The 20,989-nt window shown below is 70.1% G+C and carries 9 protein-coding genes; all 9 read left to right on the forward strand.

Features of this window, described 5'->3' with window-relative positions; all coding sequences use genetic code 11:
- The first annotated feature begins 49 nt into the window (after nt 1-49).
- The 9 genes from ACYVK5_RS03435 (at nt 50) to ACYVK5_RS03475 (ending at nt 20,969) form a co-directional block, all read left to right on the forward strand.
- Nucleotides 50-193: a hypothetical protein gene (locus ACYVK5_RS03435; protein ID WP_460701888.1), complete on the forward strand. Its 144-nt coding sequence runs from the start codon at nt 50-52 to the stop codon at nt 191-193.
- 25 nt (nt 194-218) lie between these two features.
- Nucleotides 219-614, forward strand: a complete 396-nt coding sequence (locus tag ACYVK5_RS03440; protein WP_460701889.1) for a DUF1304 domain-containing protein — start codon at nt 219-221, stop codon at nt 612-614.
- 339 nt (nt 615-953) lie between these two features.
- On the forward strand, nt 954-7,043 hold the full coding sequence (locus ACYVK5_RS03445) for an Ig-like domain-containing protein (protein WP_460701890.1): 6,090 nt from the start codon (nt 954-956) through the stop codon (nt 7,041-7,043).
- A gap of 233 nt (nt 7,044-7,276) precedes the next feature.
- The gene (locus ACYVK5_RS03450) at nt 7,277-13,360 is read left to right on the forward strand and encodes an Ig-like domain-containing protein (RefSeq protein ID WP_460702958.1); all 6,084 of its coding nucleotides are present in this window, start codon (nt 7,277-7,279) and stop codon (nt 13,358-13,360) included.
- A gap of 71 nt (nt 13,361-13,431) precedes the next feature.
- Nucleotides 13,432-14,406, forward strand: a complete 975-nt coding sequence (locus ACYVK5_RS03455) for an AAA family ATPase (protein WP_460701891.1) — start codon at nt 13,432-13,434, stop codon at nt 14,404-14,406.
- Nucleotides 14,403-15,752: a DUF58 domain-containing protein gene (locus ACYVK5_RS03460; RefSeq protein ID WP_460701892.1), complete on the forward strand. Its 1,350-nt coding sequence runs from the start codon at nt 14,403-14,405 to the stop codon at nt 15,750-15,752. The genes ACYVK5_RS03455 and ACYVK5_RS03460 overlap by 4 nt, the downstream gene beginning before the upstream one ends.
- Nucleotides 15,749-18,205, forward strand: a complete 2,457-nt coding sequence (locus ACYVK5_RS03465; RefSeq protein WP_460701893.1) for a DUF3488 and transglutaminase-like domain-containing protein — start codon at nt 15,749-15,751, stop codon at nt 18,203-18,205. Before ACYVK5_RS03460 ends, ACYVK5_RS03465 begins: the two co-directional genes overlap by 4 nt.
- Nucleotides 18,202-20,139, forward strand: a complete 1,938-nt coding sequence (locus tag ACYVK5_RS03470; protein ID WP_460701894.1) for an RDD family protein — start codon at nt 18,202-18,204, stop codon at nt 20,137-20,139. The genes ACYVK5_RS03465 and ACYVK5_RS03470 overlap by 4 nt, the downstream gene beginning before the upstream one ends.
- Nucleotides 20,136-20,969, forward strand: coding sequence for a PP2C family protein-serine/threonine phosphatase (locus tag ACYVK5_RS03475; RefSeq protein ID WP_460701895.1), 834 nt, complete (start codon nt 20,136-20,138; stop codon nt 20,967-20,969). The genes ACYVK5_RS03470 and ACYVK5_RS03475 overlap by 4 nt, the downstream gene beginning before the upstream one ends.
- Nucleotides 20,970-20,989: the final 20 nt, after the last annotated feature.

The following is a 20,989-nucleotide window of genomic DNA, read 5'->3' on the forward strand; positions in this document are numbered from 1 at the left end:
CTGGAATCTACTGTAAAACTGTGGCAGTCGATTCCGGTATGACGCCGAGGTGGATCGTGCTCTCCAGATGACTCCGGACGATGCCGTCGCCATGCTCACGGAGATGCGCGAAGGGCAGTGGTACGCACGCAAGTCTGGCCGGATTGCGCCCCGCGACCTCGCGGTTCCGCTGGTGGCCAACCGTACGGTGTAGTCGCTGGTCGGATAGCGTTCGGGGCATGATCATCACCGGGCTTGTCCTCGCGGGCGTCGCCGCCCTCGTGCACGTCTACATCTTCTACCTGGAGTCGGTCGCGTGGCGGAGCCGCCGCGCACGGGCGACGTTCGGCATCAGCTCCGAGGAGGCGGCGCAGGTGACCCAGCCACTGGCCTTCAACCAGGGCTTCTACAACCTGTTCCTCGCGGTCGAGGTAGCGCTCGGCATCGTGCTGATGGCCGTGGGCACGACGACGGTCGGGGCGACGCTCGTGTTCGTCGGCGCCGGGTCGATGGTGGCGGCGGCGCTGGTGCTGCTGGTCTCCAACCCGTCCATGGCGCAGGCCGCGGCCAAGCAGGGCGCGCTTCCGCTGCTCGGCGTCGTCGCCCTGGCGGTCGGTCTGGCGATACCGGCCTGACCGCGCCGGTCCACGGCGACGGCCCCGCACCCGGACAGAAGCGGGGCCGCCCGGGCCTCGCCCGCACGAGGACGTTGCCGGGTCGCGCTCCGGGTCACGTTTTGGCCAGGGCCGAATCGGCGGCTGACGGTTGCCCGCGAGGTCCGCGAAAGCGCGCAGATCCTGCGGACGGGGAGATCTCCCCATGCGCGTTTTCTGTTCGGTTGTCAGTGCTTCCTTGTAAGGTGAACCCGGAATCTGGGTGGATCAACCAGATTATTCGGACAGGTCGGTGGGGCGCGGCGAGCGGCAGCCCACGTCCCGCGTCGGCCACCACCACTCTGCAACAGGAGGAGACTCGTGTCCTTGGTGTCACGCCTCATGGAGAACAAGCGCGCGGTCGCGTCAGCCAGTGTCGTCACCATCTTCTCCGGTGCCCTCCTCGGTCTCGCGCTCTGGTACGACGGCGAGGCGACTGCCGACGTCGTGCTGAACGACTCCGGGATCTGGGTGACCAGGGCGAGTCACGGTGAGCTCGGCCGGTACAACTTCGAGGCCGGCGCGATCGACGGCATCATGATGACGAACGCGACGAACTTCGACGTGTCGCAGGACGGCGGCCGCGTCCTTCTGGACAACGAGGGCAACTCCGAGGCCAGCCCGGTCGATCCCGCCCATCTCGCGTTCGACGGCAGCCTCAAGCTGCCCGCCGGGGCCCAGGTCGCCTCGGGAGGCGCCGCCTCCGCCGTGTACGACGGCGAGTCTGGCCGGCTCTGGGTGCTCCCCTTCGACGGGGCGCGAGCGTTCGACGAGGAGGAGCTCGAGCCCACGACGGAGATCGGCCGGAGCGGCGTCCTGGCCGTCGGTACCGACGGCACCGTCTACGTCGCCTCGGCGCGCGAGGGCGGCGAGCTGGTCATCGTGCCGACGAGCAGCCGCGGCGTGCCGGGAGAGATCGAGACCGAGCGCATCAGCGTCCAGGAGCAGGCGGACCTGCAGGTGTCCGCGGTCGGCGACCGGCCGGTGGTGCTGGACCGCACCGCCGAGACCCTGATCATTCCGGGCGGAGAGCGAATCCGTGTCGAGGGGTTCGCCGAAGCTCAGCTGCAGCAGCCGTCGGGCGAGTCCGACACGGTGGCCGTGGCCACGACCGGCTCGCTGATCAGCCAGCCGCTCGACGGCAGCGACGCACTCACGCAGCCCGCGTCGGGCAGCCCCGCCGCTCCCGTCCAGATCGGCGAGTGCACCTACGGGGCGTGGTCCCAGAGCGGCGACGTGATCCGTGACTGCGCGGGAACGGACTCCGACGACCGGCAGACGCTCGAGGGCCTCCCGACGAGCGCCGTTCTGCAGTACCGCACGAACCGCGGCCGGATCATCCTCAACGACGTGATCGGCGGCAACCTCTGGCTGCCCACCGAGGCGTACCGCAAGGTCGACGACTGGGACCTCAAGGACAACGAGAACGACGAGGGCGAGGAGTCGGACTCCGAGGAGACCGTCTTCGAGCAGGTCGACCAGACGGTCGCCGACCGCGACAAGCCGAACAGGCCGCCGCGGCCGGAGCCGGACGACCTGGGCGTGCGGGCCGGCCGCACCACCGTGCTCGACGTGCTGAGCAACGACGTCGACCTCGACGGCGATGTCATGACGGTGTCCGTGCTGGAAGGGCCGGACGAAGGGTCCGGCATCACCGTGGACCGCGTGCTCGACGGCGCCGCGCTGCAGGCGAACGTGCCCGCGGACGCGACCGGCACGATCACCTTCACGTACCTGGTCGACGACGGCCGCGAGAACGGCACCGCCGAGGCGGACGTCAAGCTCACCGTGCGCCCGGACGACAAGAACGAGCTGCCCGTGCAGCCGGGTGAGCCCACGCTCAAGGTCGGACAGGGCGGCACCGCGAAGATCAAGGTGCTGCCCTACTTCAAGGACCCCGACGGTGACGACCTGTTCCTGTCGAGCGCGACCACCCAGGACCCGGACGACGACGTGCGCTTCCGTCCCGACGGGACGATCGAGTTCCTCGACGGCGGAGGGACGACCGGCACCAAGGTCATCGAGGCCACGGTGTCCGACGGGACCGGCGTGACGGCCGGGCGCGTCAACGTCTCCGTCGTCGCGGACAACCAGCCGCCGATCCCGGTGCAGGACCACGTCACGACTCTCGTGGGTGAGCCGGTCACGGTGCGTCCGCTGGAGAACGACTCGGACCCGAACGGGGACAAGCTCCGGCTGACGAAGATCGGTGACGTCAAGGGCGCGGAGCTCACGCCGTACCACACGGCGGGCACGTTCCGGTTCGTCAGCGAGAAGGCAGGCGCGTACGACATCCCGTACACGGTCAGCGACGGCCCCCAGGCCGTGACCGGTCTCGTCCGGGTGGACGTCGTCGAGCCGCCCAGCGACGCCGGCAAGCCGGTGGTCGTGACCGACCAGGTGCTGCTGCCCAAGGGCGGCGACGGCCTCGTGGACGTGCTCGCCAACGACACCGACCCGGCCGGCGGCGTGCTCGTGGTCCAGGAGGTGGATGTCCCCGAGGAATCCGGCCTCACCGTGGCGGTGCTGAACCACCAGGTCCTGAAGATCACGGAGAACCGGCGGCTCGACGCCACCGCGACGATCGGCTACACCGTGTCGAACGGGGAGTCGACGGCGACCGGGCAGGTGCACGTCGTGCCGATCCAGCGGACCGACCGGCTGCGGCCCCCGGAGGCGGGCGCCGACGAGGTGGACGTGTACGTGGGCGACACGGTGACCATCCCGGTGCTGAAGAACGACTCCCACCCGGACGGCCTGCCGATCGAGCTCGCCGGCGAGCTGGTCGAGAAGCCGGAGTCGGAGCTCGGGGAGGCATTCACCTCCAAGGACGCGATCCGCTTCAAGGCGGGCGACACACCAGGCGTGGCGCACGCCGTCTACCAGATCTCGGACCCGAACCAGCAGCGTAGCTCCGCGCAGGTCACGATCAACGTGCGGGACGGTAAGGACAACGCCGCGCCGCAGCTGCCGGATGTGACCGCGCGCGTCCTGTCCGGCGGGACGGTGCGGATCGACGTGCCGCTCGACGGGATCGACCCGGACGGTGACTACGTCATGCTGTCGGACATCTCCGGGGCACCGATGCTGGGCCAGGCCCGGATCACGGACGGCTACATCGACTTCGAGGCGTCGCCGGACGCCGTGGGAACGGACACGTTCACCTACACGGCGACCGACACTCGCGGCGCCGTGGGCATCGGGTCTGTCCGGGTGGGTATCGCTCCGCTCCCCACCAAGAACCAGAAGCCGGTCGCGCAGGACGACCAGACGCTCGTGCGTCCGGACCGGACGGTGGCGATCGACGCGCTGGCGAACGACACCGACCCGGACGGCGACGAGATCGGCCTCGTGGAGTCTCTGTTCGGCAGCACCGGGGAGCTCGAACCGGCGGTCGTGGAGGACCAGGTGGTCGTGACCGCGCCCGGCGAGGCCGGCGAGCACCCCTTCTACTACGGGATCCAGGACACCTACAAGGCGCGGGCGCAGGCCGCCATCACGGTCAAGGTGTCCCCGGACGCGCCGCTCCTGCCTCCGGTGGCGAACGACGACGTCCTCTCGGTCCCGGATGTGGTGGGCAAGGAGTCCGTCACGGTGGACGTGCTGGCCAACGACATCGACCCCGACGGTGTCGCCTCGGATCTCGAAGTGAGCCTGGGTGCGGACGCGGGGGAGGCGACCCTCGGGGAGGACGGGAGGATCACCATCCCGATGGCGCCGGACCTGCAGATCATCACCTACACGGTCACCGACATGGACGGGCTGGAGTCGAGCGCGTTCGTGCGGGTGCCGGGCGACGCGCTGACGCCGCACCTCAAGCCGGGCATGGATCCGCTCGAGGCGTTCAGCGGGGAGCCGCTGGAGATCGACCTGAACGAGCACGTCGTGGTCGAGGAAGGCCGGAAGCCGCGCATCACCGAGGAGTCGACCGCGAGCGCGGTCGAGGGTTCGGTCGACGTCACGGATCTCACGAGCCTGACGTACCTCTCGGAGGAGGACTACATCGGCCCTGCCTCGGTGAGCTTCGAGGTGACCGACGGCGAAAGCCCGGAGGATCCCGACGGGCGCAAGGCAACGCTGACGCTCCCTATCGAGGTCAAGTCCACCGACAACCAGCCCCCGGAGATCAAGGGAAGCCCGGTGCTCGAGGTGCCCGCGGGTGACGAGGGCGAGGTCGACCTGGCGGCGTACGTCCAGGACCCGGAGGGCGACGACCTGACGTTCGAGGTGCAGGGCGGCGGCGACGGCGTGGCTGCCACGGTGCAGGGCAGCACGGTGACGGGGCAGGCGGAAGCATCGGTCACGAAGGGTGTCTCGCAGACCATTCCGTTCACGGTGACCGATGGCAAGACCGACCCCGTCCACGGAGAACTCACCGTCGAGGTCGTGGCGTCGGTCAGGCCCTTGGCCGTGGCGGGTGAGGACGTCGTGGACGGTGCGCACGAGGGTGTGGCCGAGCGCGTCGAGGTACTGGCCAACGACAGCAACCCGTTCCCCGAGACGCCGCTGGAGCTCTTCGGTTCTGCGGTGGTCGAAACGGGCGACGGAACGGCGGAGTACAGCGGTGACGCGGTGGTCGTGACGCCCGCCGAAGGCTTCCACGGCGCGATGCGCGTCAAGTACACGGTGCAGGACGCCACACAGGATCCGGACCGCCACGTCGATGGGGTCGTGAACCTGACGGTGCTCGGCAAGCCGGAGGCGCCCCGAGCCCCGCGCGTGGAGGAGGTGCGTTCCGAGACCGTCGTGCTCAGCTGGGACGAGCCGAACAACAACGGCGCTCCCATCGACAGCTACACGGTGAGCTCGTCGGAGGGTGACGAGCAGCAGTGCCCCACCACCACCTGCACCATCTCGGGCCTGACGAACAACGTCACCTACACCTTCACTGTGCAGGCGGAGAACGAGGTAGGCCTGGGCGAGGCGTCTCCGCCGTCCCAGGAGGCGCGTCCGGACGAGAAGCCGGATCAGCCCGCGCCGCCGGAGCTGGAGTTCGATGACCAGGCGCTCGACGTCACCTGGACGAACAAGACCTACACCGACCGTTCGGCGATCGAGTGCGTGAACCTGGAGATCTCGCCCGCGCCGCCGAGCGGAGCTCCGCAGAAGACCTGCCTGGGCGGCACCAGCACCACCTGGGAGGGGTTGGAGAACGGCACGGCGTACACGGTGCGGGTGCAGGCGGAGAACGAGGCCCCGGACCCGTCGGAATGGTCGGAGCCGTCGGCCCCCGAGGTGCCGGCCGGCCCGCCGGAGCGGCCCGAGGCGCCGACCGCGACGCGCGTGAACACCAGCCTGGGTGGACAGGTCGAGGTCACGTGGACCGCGCCGCCGAACAACGGTGACGCGATCTCGATGTACTACCTCGACGTGCTGCAGGGCGGGTCGAAGGTCAGGACCATCGACGTGACCGGCACTCGCCAGACCGTGGAGAACCTGGACACCGACAAGAACTACACGTTCCAGGTGACGGCGGAGAACAAGGCGGGCACGTCCGAGACGAGCCCGCAGTCGAACGCGGTCCAGCCGTTCGGGACGCCGGACCGTCCCGGCGCCCCGAACGCCTCGCTGATCTCGGGCGACACGAGCGGCAAGGCGAGGGTGAGCTGGAGCGGCATCGGTGACTTCCGAGGCACGGGCGGGTTCTACCGGGTGCGGTCGAACCCCGCGACGACGACGAAGCAGACGACCAACACGTCGATCGACTTCAACGGGCTGACGAACGGCACCACCTACAGGTTCAGCGTGCGGGCCTGCAACGCCCAGGGAGCTTGCTCGGACTGGTCGGCGGAGTCCAACCAGGTGAAGCCGTACACGGTGCCCGGTACCCCAGGAGTGTCCTGGCAGAAGCTCAGTGCCACCGACGGCAAGTTCAGGGTGACGAACCCCAGCTCGGACGGCGGGAGTGCGATCACCCGCATCGAGTGGGTACTGAGCGGTTCGCAGACCGGATCCGGCTCGAAGGCCTCGGGCCCGTTCGACGTCAACGTGAACGGGGGATACGACAAGAGCTACACGCTCAAGGCACGCGCCTGTAACGCGGCAGGCTGCGGGTCGTACCGCACCGCCAGCGGATCCACCGACTCCGCTCCGAACCCGACGGCGACGGTCTCGTCCGGCTCGAAGGTGAACAACTCGAACTGTTCCGATGCGTCGTGCGCCTACTTCTATGTGAACTACAGCGACTTCTCCAGCGGTAGTCACCGCGTCGAGTGCTGGTCGGGTACCAACCCGGACACCAGCGGATGGCACAACATCGTCGACGGGAGCACCAGCCCCGGCGGAGCCGGGCAGACGCTCAACTTCGGTGGTTCCGGTGGAGTCCAGCTGAACTGCTACTACGGATACCCCGGCACCTCGGTGGCCGTCGTGATCGATGGGACGAGGTACGCGGCATCGACATGGAGGTGAACCGGGGGCGTCCACACGCGACGGTCGCCGGAGCGGGGCGCGACAACCCGATGGGGACATGTCCCCATGCGAGTTTCCTGTTCGATTGTCAGTGCTCCTTGTAAGGTGAACTCCGGGAAATCTGGGGTGATCAATTCAGATCATTCGGACAGGTCGGTAGCGGGCCGTGCGGCCGCCGCGGCCACGCCAGCCACAACAAATCCAGCATTCGAGGGGGGAGACTCGTGTCCTTGGTGTCACGTCTCGTGGAGAACAAGCGCGCGGTCGCATCCGCGAGCGTCGTGACCATCTTCTCCGGTGCCCTCCTCGGTCTCGCGCTCTGGTACGACGGCGAGGCGACTGCCGACGTCGTGCTGAACGACTCCGGGATCTGGGTGACCAGGGCGGGCCACGGTGAGCTCGGCCGGTACAACTTCGAGGCCGGCGCGATCGACGGCATCCTGCCGACGAACTCCACCAGCTTCGACGTCTCGCAGAGCGCCGGCAGGGTGCTCCTGGACGACGTCGGTCAGGGGGAGGCGGGGCCGGTAGACCCGGCACACGTCCAGCTCGGCGGAACGCTCGCGATGCCGTCCGGAGCCCAGGTGGCCTCCGGGGGCCCGGCCTTCGCGGTGTACGACCCGGCGGACGGGCGCCTGTGGGTGCTGCCGTTCGACGGCATGCTGGCGTTCGACGAGGACGAGCTCGAGCCCACCGCACAGGTCGGCAGCGGCGGCGTGCTGACCGTCGGCACCGTCGGCACCGTGTACGTCGCCTCGCCCGCGGGCGGCACGCTCACCTCCGTCGCGACGGGTGCTCAGGGGGCGCCCGGCGAGGTGACGGAAGAGTCGCTCACCGTCGAGGACGGCGCCGACATTCAGGTCACCGCCGTCGGTGACCGGCCCGTCGTGCTGGACCGGAGCGGCGAGAGCGTGATCCTGCCCGACGGCAAGAGGGTCAGGCTGGACGGGCTCGCCGAGGCGATGCTGCAGCAGCCCTCGGCGGAGGTCGAGACGGTGGCGATCGCCGGTACGGGATTCCTGGTGAACCAGCCGCTCGACGGCGGCGACGCGCTCAAGCAGCCCGCGTCGGGCAGGCCTGCCGCGCCTGTTCAGCTCGGCGGATGTAACTATGGTGCCTGGTCGTCCAGCGGCGAGGTGATACGCGACTGCCCGGGTGTCGACGACGACAGCCGGCAGACTCTCGAAGGGCTCCCGCCGAACGCGATCCTGCAGTTCCGGACCAATCGCGGGCGCATCATCCTCAATGACGTGATCGGCGGCGGTCTGTGGCTCCCTACCGAGGACTACCGCAAGGTGGACGACTGGGAGCTCACGGTGAACGAGAGCGACGAGGGTGAGGAGACGGACTCGGAGGAGACCGTCCAGGAGCTCGTGGATCAGTTCGTCGCGCCACGTGATCAGCCGAACAACCCCCCGGAACCGAAGGACGACGACATCGGGGTGCGGCCCGGCCGGACGACGGTGCTCAACGTCCTGGGTAACGACGTCGACCCCGACGGCGATGTCATGACCGTCACCCTCGAGGGCGATCCGGAGGTGGGCCGTGAGATCACGGTGCACGAGGTCCTCGACGGCAAGGCGCTGCAGGCCGATGTGCCCGCCGGCGCCACCGGGACCGTCAGTTTCGAGTACACCGTCGATGACGGTCGTGAGGGTGGTACTGCCACCGCGAACGTCGAGCTCACGGTCCACCCGATGGAGGAGAACGAGCCTCCGGAGCAGACCGGCGAGCCGGTGCTCAAGGTCGCGCAGGCGGGGACCGAGAGTGTCAGCGTCCTGCCCTACTTCAAGGATCCCGAGGGCGACGACCTGTTCCTGTCGAACGCCACCACCACCGATCCGACCGACGAGGTGCGCGCGCGGCCCGACGGGTCGCTCGAGTTCCTTGACGGTGGCGGGGCCACCGGCCGCAAGATCGTGGAGGTTCAGGTGGCCGACGGCGAGGGCGGAGCCGCCCAGGGCCGCGTCCTCGTCGACGTCGTGGCGGAGGACGAACCCCCGATCCCGGTGCAGGATCATGTCACGACGCTGGTGGGCGAGCCGGTCACGGCGTGGCCCCTGCGCAACGACTCCGACCCGAACGGTGACAAGCTCCGGCTGGTCAACGTGGCGGGGCCGGAGGGCGTCGAGATCACCCCTGGGTACACCGCCGGGAACTTCGCGTTCTTCAGTGAGAAGGCGGGGTCGTACGACGTCACCTACCAGGTCTCCGACGATTCGAGCTCGTCGGTGGGGCTGGTCCGGGTGGACGTGCTCGAACCGCCCGACGAGGCGGGCAAGCCCGTCGTCGTCTCCGACCGCGTGCTGCTGCCCCAGGGCGGTGAGGGCCTCGTGGACGTGCTCGCCAACGACAGCGACCCGTCAGGAGGCGTGCTCGTGGTCCAGTCGATCGACGTGCCCGAGGATTCCGGGCTGACGGTCGCAGTGCTGGACCACAGCGTCCTGCGGATCACGGAGAGGCAGCGGCTCGGCGCCACTGTCACGCTGGGCTATACGGCGTCGAACGGGAGCTCTACGGCGGAGGGCCAGGTCCAGGTGGTGCCCATCCCGACGTCGTCCCGTCTCCGGCCCCCGGAGGCCGGCGCCGACGAGGTGGACGTCCACGTGGGCGACACCGTGACGATCCCGGTCCTGAAGAACGACTCGCATCCCGACGGGCTGTCGGTCGAGCTCGAGTCGGAGCTGGTCGAGGAGCCCGACGCGGCGAAGGGCGAGGCGTTCGTCTCCGAGGAGGTCGTGCGTTTCAAAGCGGGCGACGAGGCGGGAGTGGCGCACGCGGTCTACGAGGTGACAGACCCGAACGGCCAGCGCGACTCGGCGCAGATCACGATCAACATCAACGGTGACGAGGAGAACACGGCTCCGCAACTGCCAGAGGTCACGGCACGCGTGCTCTCGGGCGGGACCGTGCGCGTGGACGTGCCGCTCGACGGCACGGACCCGGATGGCGACTACGTCATGCTGTCGGACATCTCCGGTGCCCCGGCCAAGGGCCAGGCGCGGATCGTCGACGGGTTCATCGACTACCAGGCGTCCCCCGACGCCATCGGGACCGACACGTTCACCTACCAGGTGACGGACAGCAGGGGCGCGGTGGGCGTCGGCCACGTCCGGGTGGGGATCGCCCCGCTCCCGATGACGAACCAGAGCCCCGTCGCCGAGGACGACACGACGCTGGTCCGCCCGGGCCGTACCGTGGCGATCGACGCGCTGGCGAACGACTCCGACCCGGACGGTGACCAGATCGGGCTGGTCGAGTCACTCTTCGGGAGCGCCGAGGACCTCGACCCGCGCGTCGTGGACGACGAGGTCGTCGTCACCGCGCCGGAGCAGAACGGTGAACACCCCTTCTTCTACGGGATCCAGGACACCTACAAGGCGCGGGCCCAGGGCGCCATCACGGTCCAGGTCGACGACGACGCGCCCCTGGAGCCGCCCGTCGCGCACGACGACGTGCTGTCCCGCCCCGACGTGGTGGGCAACGAGTCCGTCACCGTGGATCTCCTGGCCAACGACGTCGACCCGGACGGCGTGGCCGCCGACCTCGTGGTGACGCTGGACTCCCCGGCCGACGGGCTGACGCTGTCCGAGGACGGGAAGCTCTCCATCGACGTGCAGCCGGACCTGCAGATCATCACCTACACGGTCACCGACATGGACGGGCTGACCTCCAGCGCGTTCGTCCGCGTCCCCGGAGACGAGCTGACGCCTCACCTCAAGCCCGGACTCGACCCGATCGTTGTCTACAGCGGCGAGCCGGAGGAACTCGACATCGCGGAGTACGTCGTGGTCGAGGACGGCCGCGAGCCGCGCATCACCGAGGAGTCCACGGTCAGTGGTGTCGAAGGAGCCGTCGAGGTCATCGATCTCACGGGGATCACGTACACGGCCAAGGAGGACTACACCGGGCCGGCGTCGGTCAGCTTCGAGGTGACCGACGGCGACGGCCCGGACGATCCGGACGGCCGCAAGGCGACCCTGACCCTTCCCCTCGAGGTGAAGGCCACGAACAACCAGCCGCCGGAGTTCCGCGGCGCACCGAAGCTCGAGGTGCCCGCCGGTGACGAGGGCGCCGTCGACCTCGCGGCCTACGTCGACGACCCGGAGAACGACCCGCTGACGTTCGACGTCAAGAGCGGGGGCGACGGGCTCGCGTTGTCGGTCGAGGGCAGCACGGTGACCGCGCGGGCCGATGCCTCGGTCGCGAAGGGGTCATCCTCCACGATCGACATCAGCGTGACCGACGGGAAGACCGATCCGGTCCGGGGAGAACTCACCGTCGCCGTCGTGGCGTCGACCCGGCCGCTTCCCGCGACCGGTGAGGACCGTGTGGACGACGCCCACCAGGGCGTGGCGACCAGCGTGGCCGTCCTCGTGAACGACACCAACCCGTTCCCGGACACCCCGCTCGACCTTGTCGGCGTGCCGCGGATCGAGGCCGGCGACGGGGCCGTGGACTACAGCGGGGACCAGGTCGTCGTGACGCCCGACGAGAACTTCCAGGGCCTCATGCGGGTGCGGTACACGGTGCAGGACGCCACCGACGATCCGGACCGACAGGTGGACGGCATCATCAAGCTCACGGTGCTCGGCAAGCCCGAGGCGCCCCGGGCGCCGCGCGTCGAGGAGGTGCGGTCCGAGACCGTGGTTCTGACCTGGGACGAGCCGAACAACAACGGCGCCCCCATCACGGGCTACACCGTGACCTCGTCCGAGGGGGACGAACGGGCCTGTCCGACGACGACCTGCACGGTGGGTGGCCTGACCAACGACGTGACCTACACGTTCACGGTGCAGGCGGAGAACGAGGTGGGCCTGTCGCAGGCGTCACCGCCGTCGCAGCAGGCGCGTCCCGATCAGAAGCCGGATCAGCCGGCGCCGCCGAAGCTCGAGTTCGGTGACGAGTCGCTCACGGTGACATGGACGAACGAGAAGTACTCGGACCGCTCGCCGATCCAGTGCGTGAACCTCGAGATCTCGCCGGCGCCGCCGAGCGGGCCGATCCACAAGTCGTGCCTCCCTGGCACCAGCACGGTGTGGGAAGGGTTGCGGAACGGCACGTCGTACACCGTGCGGGTGCAGGCGAGGAACGACGCTCCCGACCCGTCCGAGTGGTCGGATCCGTCGGCGCCGGAGGTCCCGGCAGGGCCGCCGGCCCGTCCCGCCGCCCCGACCGCGACGCGCGTCAACACCGTGCTCGGCGGCCAGGTCAACGTGAAGTGGACGGCTCCGGCGAACAACGGTGACGCGATCAAGCGGTACCACCTGGACGTCCTGGAGTCCGGTTCGACGGTACGCACCATCGAGGTCTCCGGAACCAGCCAGACGGTCGAGGGGCTGGACACGAAGAAGGACTACACCTTCCGGGTGACGGCCGAGAACAAGGCGGGGAAGGGCGAGACCAGCCCGCAGTCCGGCGCGGTGACACCGTACGGGACGCCGCCGCGGCCGGCCCGGCCGGAGGCCTCGCTGGGGAGCAACACCAGCGGCCAGGCGAACGTGAGGTGGACCGACGTCGGCGACGCGCGCGGCACCGGGAAGTACTACCAGGTGCGGCGCAACGGCTCGGGGGCAGTCTCCGTCGGGAACACGACCTCGTACACGTACAAGGGCCTGAACAACGGCACCTCCTACACGTTCCAGGTCCGGGCGTGCAACGAGTACGTCTGCTCGGCCTGGTCAGAGCCGTCCAACGCGGTCACGCCGTACACGACGCCCGGCACACCGCGCATCTCGTGGACCAAGTCGGCGTCGACCGGTGGCTACTTCACGGTGCGCGGGCCGAGTTCGAACGGCGGGCGCGCGGTGCAGAAGATCGAGTGGTCGATCTCGGGCTCGCGCAACGACAGTGGCACGAAGACGTCCTGGCCGTTCGACATCAGTGTGACCGGCGGCTACGGCAAGAGCTGGACCGTCAAGGCGCGTGCCTGCAATGCGGCCGGGTGCGGCGCGTACGCCACGAAGAAGGCCGACATCGCGGACCTCAAGGTCTGGGTCACCGCGTCCAGCAACGGTCCCGACTGCAGCGAGGTGTGCAAGTACTGGGCCGTCCACTGGCAGAACCTCGAGGGCAGTCACAAGGTGGCCTGCTGGGCGGGCGACACATCGAACAACGGCGGGCCGCGTGCGTGGCACGACATCCACCCGCCGCACCCGACGACCTGGGCCGCCGTCCCTTCCAGCAACAAGTACGACATCAGCGGTGCCAGCGGAACGAAGCAACTGCCGTGCTACATGGGCAGGAGCTACAACGGCACCCAGGTCGCGATGTATGTCGACGGAGTCAGATACACCGTCTCCACCTGGAATGTCTGAGATCGGGCGGGGAGAAACCCGCCACGGCCTCACTCGATACCCGCTCCCATGACGCAAGAAAGCAGGAACACATGAGTACGATGACCCCGGAACAGGCGGCCTGGTTCGCGCAGACCTTCGACCGTCTGGTCGGCAACGTCGGGCAGGCGGTGCTGGGTAAGTCCCAGGTCATCCGACTGGCACTGACCTGCATGCTCGCCGAGGGTCACCTCCTGCTGGAGGACGCCCCCGGTACCGGCAAGACGGCCATGGCCCGTGCGATCGCGGCGTCCGTCCAGGGCACGCACAACCGCATCCAGTTCACGCCCGACCTCCTGCCGTCGGACGTCACCGGCGTGACGATCTACGACCAGAACACCGGCAAGTTCGACTTCCACCGGGGCCCGATCTTCGCGTCGATCGTGCTGGCCGACGAGATCAACCGTGCCTCGCCGAAGACGCAGTCCGCGTTGCTGGAGGTCATGGAAGAGGGCCGGGTCACCGTGGACGGCGTGGGCCACTCGGTGGGTGACCCCTTCATGGTGATCGCCACGCAGAACCCGATCGAGCAGGCCGGTACCTACCGCCTGCCCGAGGCGCAGCTCGACCGCTTCCTCATGAAGACCTCGGTGGGCTACCCGGACCACGCCTCCACCGTCGAGATCCTCCAGGGCTCCTCGGTGAAGGACCGGAGCCTGGCGCTGCAGCCGCTGATCACCACCAAGGCGGTCACGGAGATGTCGGCGCTGGGGCACACCGTCTACACCGACACCGCCGTGCTGGAGTACGTCTCCCGCCTCGCGGAGGAGACCCGCAACGCGCCCGAGGCGCGTATCGGCGTCTCGGTCCGCGGCGCGCTCGCGCTGGTGCGCTGCACCAAGGTGTGGGCGGCCGCGCACGGCCGCAACTACGTGCTGCCCGACGACGTGAAGGACCTGGCCCAGCCCGTGTGGGCGCACCGCTTCGTGCTCGACCCCGAGGCGGAGTTCGCCGGCGCGCAGCCGGACATCATCCTGGGCCGCATCCTGTCCGATGTCGCCGCTCCGCAGGAGCGTGTGACCGCATGACGGCGACGGCGACCCGGCCGCCGGTCACCACCAGCGCGACGTCGCGGCCGGGGTACGGAAAGCGGACGGAGGCCCCGGGCGGCCTCGGGGCGCGTGGCGCGGAGATGCGGCGTGCCACCCGGCGCGGCTGGGTGACGTTCTGGGGAGCGGTCCGGCAGGGACTGTCCGCGGTCCGTGAATGGCTGCGCCCGCTGACGGAGGCGTTCAGCGGCTTCGGCCTGGCCGTGCTGGTCATGGCCGTGGCGGCATGGGTGGCAGGCCTCCTGCTCTCCTGGGTGGAGGTGCTGATCGCGGCGGTGCTGCTGACGGTGACTCTGATCGCGGCGAGCGCGTTCGTGCTCGGCAGGATCCGGTACACCGTGGTGCTCGACCTGGCGCAGCGGCGCGTGACCGTCGGCGACCGCGCCGTCGGCCGCCTCGATGTGCGTAACGAGGCGAGGCACCCGGTGCTGCCGTCGGTGATGGAGTTGCCGGTCGGGACCGGGACCGCGGCGTTCCCGGTGCCCCGCCTGCGCGGCGGGGGCTCCCACGAGGAGATCTTCACGATCCCGACCCGGCGCCGCAGCGTCATCGTGGTGGGCCCGGTGAAGTCGGTGCGCGCCGACCCGCTCGGGCTGCTGCGTCGCGAAGTGACGTGGACCGATCCCGAGGAACTGTTCGTACACCCCCAGGTGAAGAACCTGATGGGGTCGAACACCGGCTTCTTCAAGGATCTCGAAGGCCGGGTCACCCAGGACATCTCCAACTCGGACGTGTCCTTCCACGCGCTGCGCGACTACGTGCCCGGTGACGACCGCCGCCACATCCACTGGAAGACCACCGCGCGTACCGGCCAGCTCATGGTCCGCCAGTTCGAGGAGACACGGCGCTCCCACCTCGCGGTGCTGCTGAGCACGCGCGCCGCGGACTACGCGAGCGAGGAGGAGTTCGAGCTCGCGGTCAGCGTCTGCGGCTCGCTGGGACTCCAGGCGATCCGCGAGGACCGGGGCGTCACGGTGATGGTGAACGACACCGGCAACCTGCGCGGGGACCACCGCACGCGGCTGCTGGACGACCTGTCGCGTATCGAGCTGACCTCGACGAAGAGCACACTCGCCGACCTGGCCCGGATCGCGGGCACCACGATCAACGACGCGTCGGTGATGTCCTTCATCACCGGGAGCCTGGTCACGCCGACCGAGCTGCGCTCGGCCTCCGCGCGCCTCCCCGTGGGCGTGCAGGTGATGGCCATCCAGTGCGTGCCCGGGGCCTCGCTGTCCAGGCACGCCATCGCCGAGCTCGGCGTGCTGACGCTCGGCAAGCTCGGCGACCTGCCGCTCGCGCTGCGAAAGATGAGTGAGGGATGAGCCACGACGAGACCACCCGCGGCGGAGCACGCCGCGGGATCAACCCCGACGGCCGGAGGCCCTCCGGCCTGACCGGGTCGAGCACCAGAGGAAGCGGCACCACACGGCGTGCCGACGACGCGCGCCCCCGCGCGGTGAAGAAGGGCGCCTGGTTCGACCTGGGCGCCATCGCCGTGATGTGCGGAGCGATCATCGCCGGTTTCGGCCCCGTGTGGGGATCGCTGGGGTACCTGCTTCCCGCGGTCGGCGGCACGGTCGTCGGTCTGTTCGTCGCCTGGCTGTGCGCGTGGCGCCGCTGGCCGGCGGTGACGGTGGCCGCCCTCGCCGTCGTCGGCTACCTGCTCTTCGGCGCCGTGCTCGCGCTGCCCCGTGACGCGTTCCTCGGCTTCGTGCCCAGTCTGACGACCTTGCGGGACCTGCTGATCGGCGCGATCCAGGGGTGGAAGGCGTTCGTCACGACGGTCTCCCCGCTGTACTCGTTCCCCGACCTCGCGGTCGTGCCGTACCTCATGATGCTGCTCGTGGCCCTCGTCGCGGGGACGATCGCGCTCCGCGTGCGGCAGGCGTCCTGGGCGATGCTGCCGATCACGGCGGGCTTCGCGGGAGTCATCCTGCTCGGCACCCTGGAAACCGCGCTGCCGATCGTGCAGGGGCTGGTGATCGCCGTCGTCGGCCTGCTGTGGGGTGGCGTCCGTGCGATGGGCGCCCGGGTCGGTACCCACTCGATCAGCACCGAGCAGAGCCGCGAGGCGACCCGTCGCCTGACCTGGTACCGCGTTCGCACGGGCGCGGTCATTCTCGGCGTGGCCGCGGTCGCCGCGGCCTTCACGGGTCCCGCGCTTCTGCCGGACGGTCCGCGAACGGTGCTGCGCGAGGAGATCACGCCCCCGTTCGACCTGCACGAGTTTCCGACGCCGCTCGCCTCCTTCCGGTACTACGCCAAGGACGAGAAGGAGACCGAGCTCCTCAGTATCACCGGCCTCCCGGAGAACGCCCGGGTCCGCCTCGCCACGCTCGACGAGTACGACGGCATCGTCTACGACGCGGCCGGCAAGGGCGGGTCGACGGGCGTCTACACGCGGGTCGGCCAGGAGATCGTCACGGCGGCTCAGGGCACTCCGGCGACGGTCGAGGTGACATCGCTCGCGTACCAGGATGTGTGGGTACCGGAGGCGGGTGACCTGACCGGGGTCGACTGGACGGGTGCGCGCGCCGCGGACCAGGTCGGGGGCACCTACTACAACAGCGAGACAGAGACGGCCGTGACGCTCGCCGGTGTGTGGCCGGGCGACACCTACGAGCTCGACACGCTGTTCACGTCGTACCCGTCGGAGGAGGACCTGGCCGGCGCGACCATGGCGGAGGTCGAGCTTCCGGAGACCGCGCGGCGGGCGCTTCCGGGGAACGTGTCCGCCAAGGTCGCCCAGTACACCGGTGAGGAGACCGACCCCGTCGAGAAGCTGTTCATGCTCCGGGACGCGCTCGAGGCGGACGGCATCCTCTCCAGCGGCCTGGAGGGCCAGCCACCGTCGCGCCCCGGCCATGCCGCCGAGCGCATCGACAGCCTCCTCGAGAAGGACAAGATGGTCGGCGACGAGGAGCAGTTCGCCGTCGCCCTCGCGCTGCTCGCGCGGCAGACGGGCATCCCGGCGCGGGTGGTCATGGGCTTCGCCGAGGACGAGGAGTCGGACCGCGCCGCGGGCGAGGAATGGGTCGTGCGCGGTGAGGACGTGCACGCGTGGATCGAGGTGCCGTTCGAGGAGTACGGCTGGGTTCCGATCGACGTGAACCCCGACGAGGACACGAAGCTCCAGCCCGTGCCCCGGACGGAGCCGCGGCCCAAGCCTCCGGTGCTGCAGGAGCCCGAGCCGCCGGAGGAGCCCGAGCAGAACAAGGCCGGCAGCGTGGAGGACGAGGAGCAGGACGAGGCCGAGAACGAGGGCTTCGACTGGGCGATGCTCCTGACCATCGTGCTCGCGGTGGCCATCCCGCTGGCGCTGATACTCCTTCCGATCCTGCTGATCCTCGCGCACAAGGCGCGCCGCAGGACGCGGCGTCGTACCGCCGAGGAACTCGCCGACCGGTTCAGCGGTGGCTGGCACGAGGTGGTCGATGCCGTCACCGACCTGGGGACGCCCGTGCCGAGATCGGCGACGCGGCGCGAGGGTGCAGGACTTATCGCGACAAAGCATGAAGCGCAGGGGACGCTTATGCTTGCCCATCGGGCCGACGCCACCGTGTTCAGCGGGAGACAACCGACACAGCACGAGGTCGACTCCTTCTGGGAGGAGGTGGACACGGTCCTCGGGGGCCTACGCTCTTCCGTGGGCACCCGGCAGAGGATCGCCGCCGCGCTGTCGTTGCGCAGCGTTCGTGCGCGCATGGCGGGAGGCCGCGGCATGCGGGGGGTCCTGCAGGACTTGGTGAAGCGAGGCTCGAAGGAGAACCGATGACGGACGTGGTGTGCAGCGGCTGCCTGTCGCGCCAGGCCGCGGGGACGCAGTACTGCGGTGTGTGCGGGCGGGAGTTCCCGCGTACCGGCAGGCCCGTGGTCGAGCAGCAGCCCGGGCCGCAGAGCGCTGTCCAGCAGATGGCGGGCGGCGGGTACGGCGCGTCCCGGGGCAGCCAGGACCTGCCGTACCACCACGGCGGGCCCGCGGTCGACGACGAGTTCCATACCGGGACGTACGTCCCGGTCCGCGACCCGGGTCCCGCACCGGCCGCGCCGGGGCCCGTGTACGCGCACGTCGGACGCCGGATCGTCGCGCTGCTGGTCGACGGGGCGGTGGCGGGCGTCCTGTACGCGATCGTGGGACTGTCCATGGCCGTGGCGATCGAGGCCCAGGTGCCCGAGGGCGCCAACTCGGTCGACGCGAACACGATGCAGACGATGCAGACGATGGCCCTCGTGGGCTGGGCCGGCGGCCTCACGCTCATGTTCCTCTGGGGCCTGTCGATGTGGATCTGGGAGGGGAATTCCGGCAAGACGCTGGGCAACGTCGCGCTCGGCATCCGCACGCTGTCGGCGGCCGACCCGGAACGACCGGTCGGCTTCTGGCGCGTCGTCCTGCGCGCGCTCGTCGTCGGTGCCGGCAGCCTGGCCTGCGGCGTCGGCCTGTGGGTCGTGCTGCTCAGCCCGCTGTGGGACAAGAGCGGCCGCAAGCAGGGCTGGCACGACAAGGCGGCGGGCGCCGTCGTGATCGACATCAAGAAGAAGCCCGCACCCGTGGTGGAGGGCTTCGACCCGGACTCCCGTCCCCACGCGCCCGGTCGGGGTCCCTCCGGGCAGGGCGCCGCGGGCCGGAGCGCCCCCGCTCCTGGCCGCGCCCCGGCCCTGGGTACCTCGGCCCCCGGCTCGCCGGCGGGTCAGACACACCCGGCTGCGTCGCCCACAGGGCAGGCGCCCGCCTTCGACCCGGTGCAGCAGTCCGGGCAACAGGCTCCGGCAACGTTCACGCCGGGCGGCTCGCCCGCACCGGCTCAGCCGGACCCCTGGTCGTTCCCCAAGGCATCCGGACCGCCGTCCGGCGGCGGGCTGATCACGGACGTGCCCGCCGGCCCGGACGTGCCCGCCGGCCCGTTCCCGCCCGTGCGGTCCGGCCAGCCCGGTCAGGAGCCGTCGGCCCAGCAGTGGCCGGCCCAGCAGCAGCCCCCGGACCAGCCGCAGCGGCCGATGCTGCCCGGCGCGCCGCCGTCGTCCCCGCCCGAGGCAGGGCCGCCGACGACGGCGTCCACGCCGTCGCCCCCGGCGACGCCGAACTCGCCGCGGCCGATCACGGCCGCGAACACGATCCCGGACCATCCGCTGCTGGAGACGTCGCGGTACCCACCGATCTCCCAGCCGCGGCAGCGGGACTCGCAGCCCACCCGCGCCGTCAGCATCGACGGACCCGGCCAGAGACAGGGTGCTGCCCCTGGCCAGGCGCCGCAGGGCCGGTACGCCGCCCCGCCGGCTCCCGGCCCGGACACGGCCGGCGTCGAACAGGCGCCGGACGAGACGGTCATGCAGCTGCCGACCGGGTCGAGCGGAGCGATGGACCCGCCGCCCGTCCTGAGCGCCCAGCTGGAGTTGGAGTCGGGCGAGAGGGTCTCTGTGGACGGCCCCACCCTGGTGGGACGTAACCCGCAGGCTCCGGGCAGCTCCGGTGTGCGCCTGGTGCAGCTCCCCGATCCGACGCGCTCGGTGTCGAAGAACCACGCCGAGCTGGGGGTGGACTCGGCGGGCCTCTGGCTCACGGACCGGGGGTCGACGAACGGCACCGTGGTGTCGGTGCCGGGTCTGCCGCCCCGGGTCGCGGAAGCCGGGGCGCGGATGCGTGTCCCCGTCGGGTCGACGATCCACTTCGGGGATCGGCGCGTGGTCGTCCACCCTGGGGCGGAGGGGTGAACTCCGGCAACCGGCCGTCGTTGATGTGGGGTGCCGCATCCGACCGTGGCCGGCGCCGGAAGATCAACGAGGACGCCTACCTGGCCGAGAACGGGGTGTTCCTGGTCGCGGACGGGATGGGCGGGCACGACGCCGGAGACATCGCGAGCGCGACCGCGCTGGGCGCCCTGAGCTTCCTGCTCGAGGCCGAGAAGATCGAGCCGGAACTCGTCGACGTGCTGGTGGACGTCGCCCAGAAGGAGGTCCGTGCCATCGAGACCGGCCCGAAGGGCCGCGGTGCCGGTACCACGCTCACCGGCGCGGTGCTGGCGTACGTCGACGGTGCCCCGTACTGGCTCATCGTCAATGTCGGCGACTCGCGCACGTACCTGCTCTCCGACGGAGAGCTGGAGCAGATGAGCGTGGACCACTCGGAGGTCCAGGAGCTGGTCGACGCCGGCATGCTCACAGCCGAGGAGGCACGCCATCATCCCCGGCGGAACGTGATCACCCGGGCGCTCGGTGGGCCGGACGAATTGGACGCTGACTTCCGGTATGTTCCGGTCGAGGCGCACGAGCGGATCCTCGTGTGCTCCGACGGCCTGACGGCCGAGCTGGACGACGAGCAGATCCGCGAGATCCTGCTCGCGGTCCCCGATCCGGGGAACGCCGCCCGGGAACTGGTCGACTCCGCCCTCGAGGCGGGTGGTCGCGACAACGTGACGGTGCTGGTCGTGGACGTGACGGGAGTCCCCCACGACACGGACGGCGTCACCGCCGAGCGCGACCACGACGTGGTGCCGGGGGGCAGACGACTGATGGAAGACACGCAACCACGTAGCGGCGGATGACCGAGACGCCGGAGGGACCG

The organism is Myceligenerans halotolerans, from assembly GCF_054782975.1.

Excerpts from the sequence above, each read along its gene's own strand:
- ACYVK5_RS03440 (WP_460701889.1), top strand. The coding sequence starts at position 219 with ATGATCATCACCGGGCTTGTCCTCGCGGGCGTCGCCGCCCTCGTGCAC.
- ACYVK5_RS03455 (WP_460701891.1), top strand. The coding sequence starts at position 13,432 with ATGAGTACGATGACCCCGGAACAGGCGGCCTGGTTCGCGCAGACCTTC.
- ACYVK5_RS03460 (WP_460701892.1), top strand. The coding sequence starts at position 14,403 with ATGACGGCGACGGCGACCCGGCCGCCGGTCACCACCAGCGCGACGTCG.
- ACYVK5_RS03465 (WP_460701893.1), top strand. The coding sequence starts at position 15,749 with ATGAGCCACGACGAGACCACCCGCGGCGGAGCACGCCGCGGGATCAAC.
- ACYVK5_RS03470 (WP_460701894.1), top strand. The coding sequence starts at position 18,202 with ATGACGGACGTGGTGTGCAGCGGCTGCCTGTCGCGCCAGGCCGCGGGG.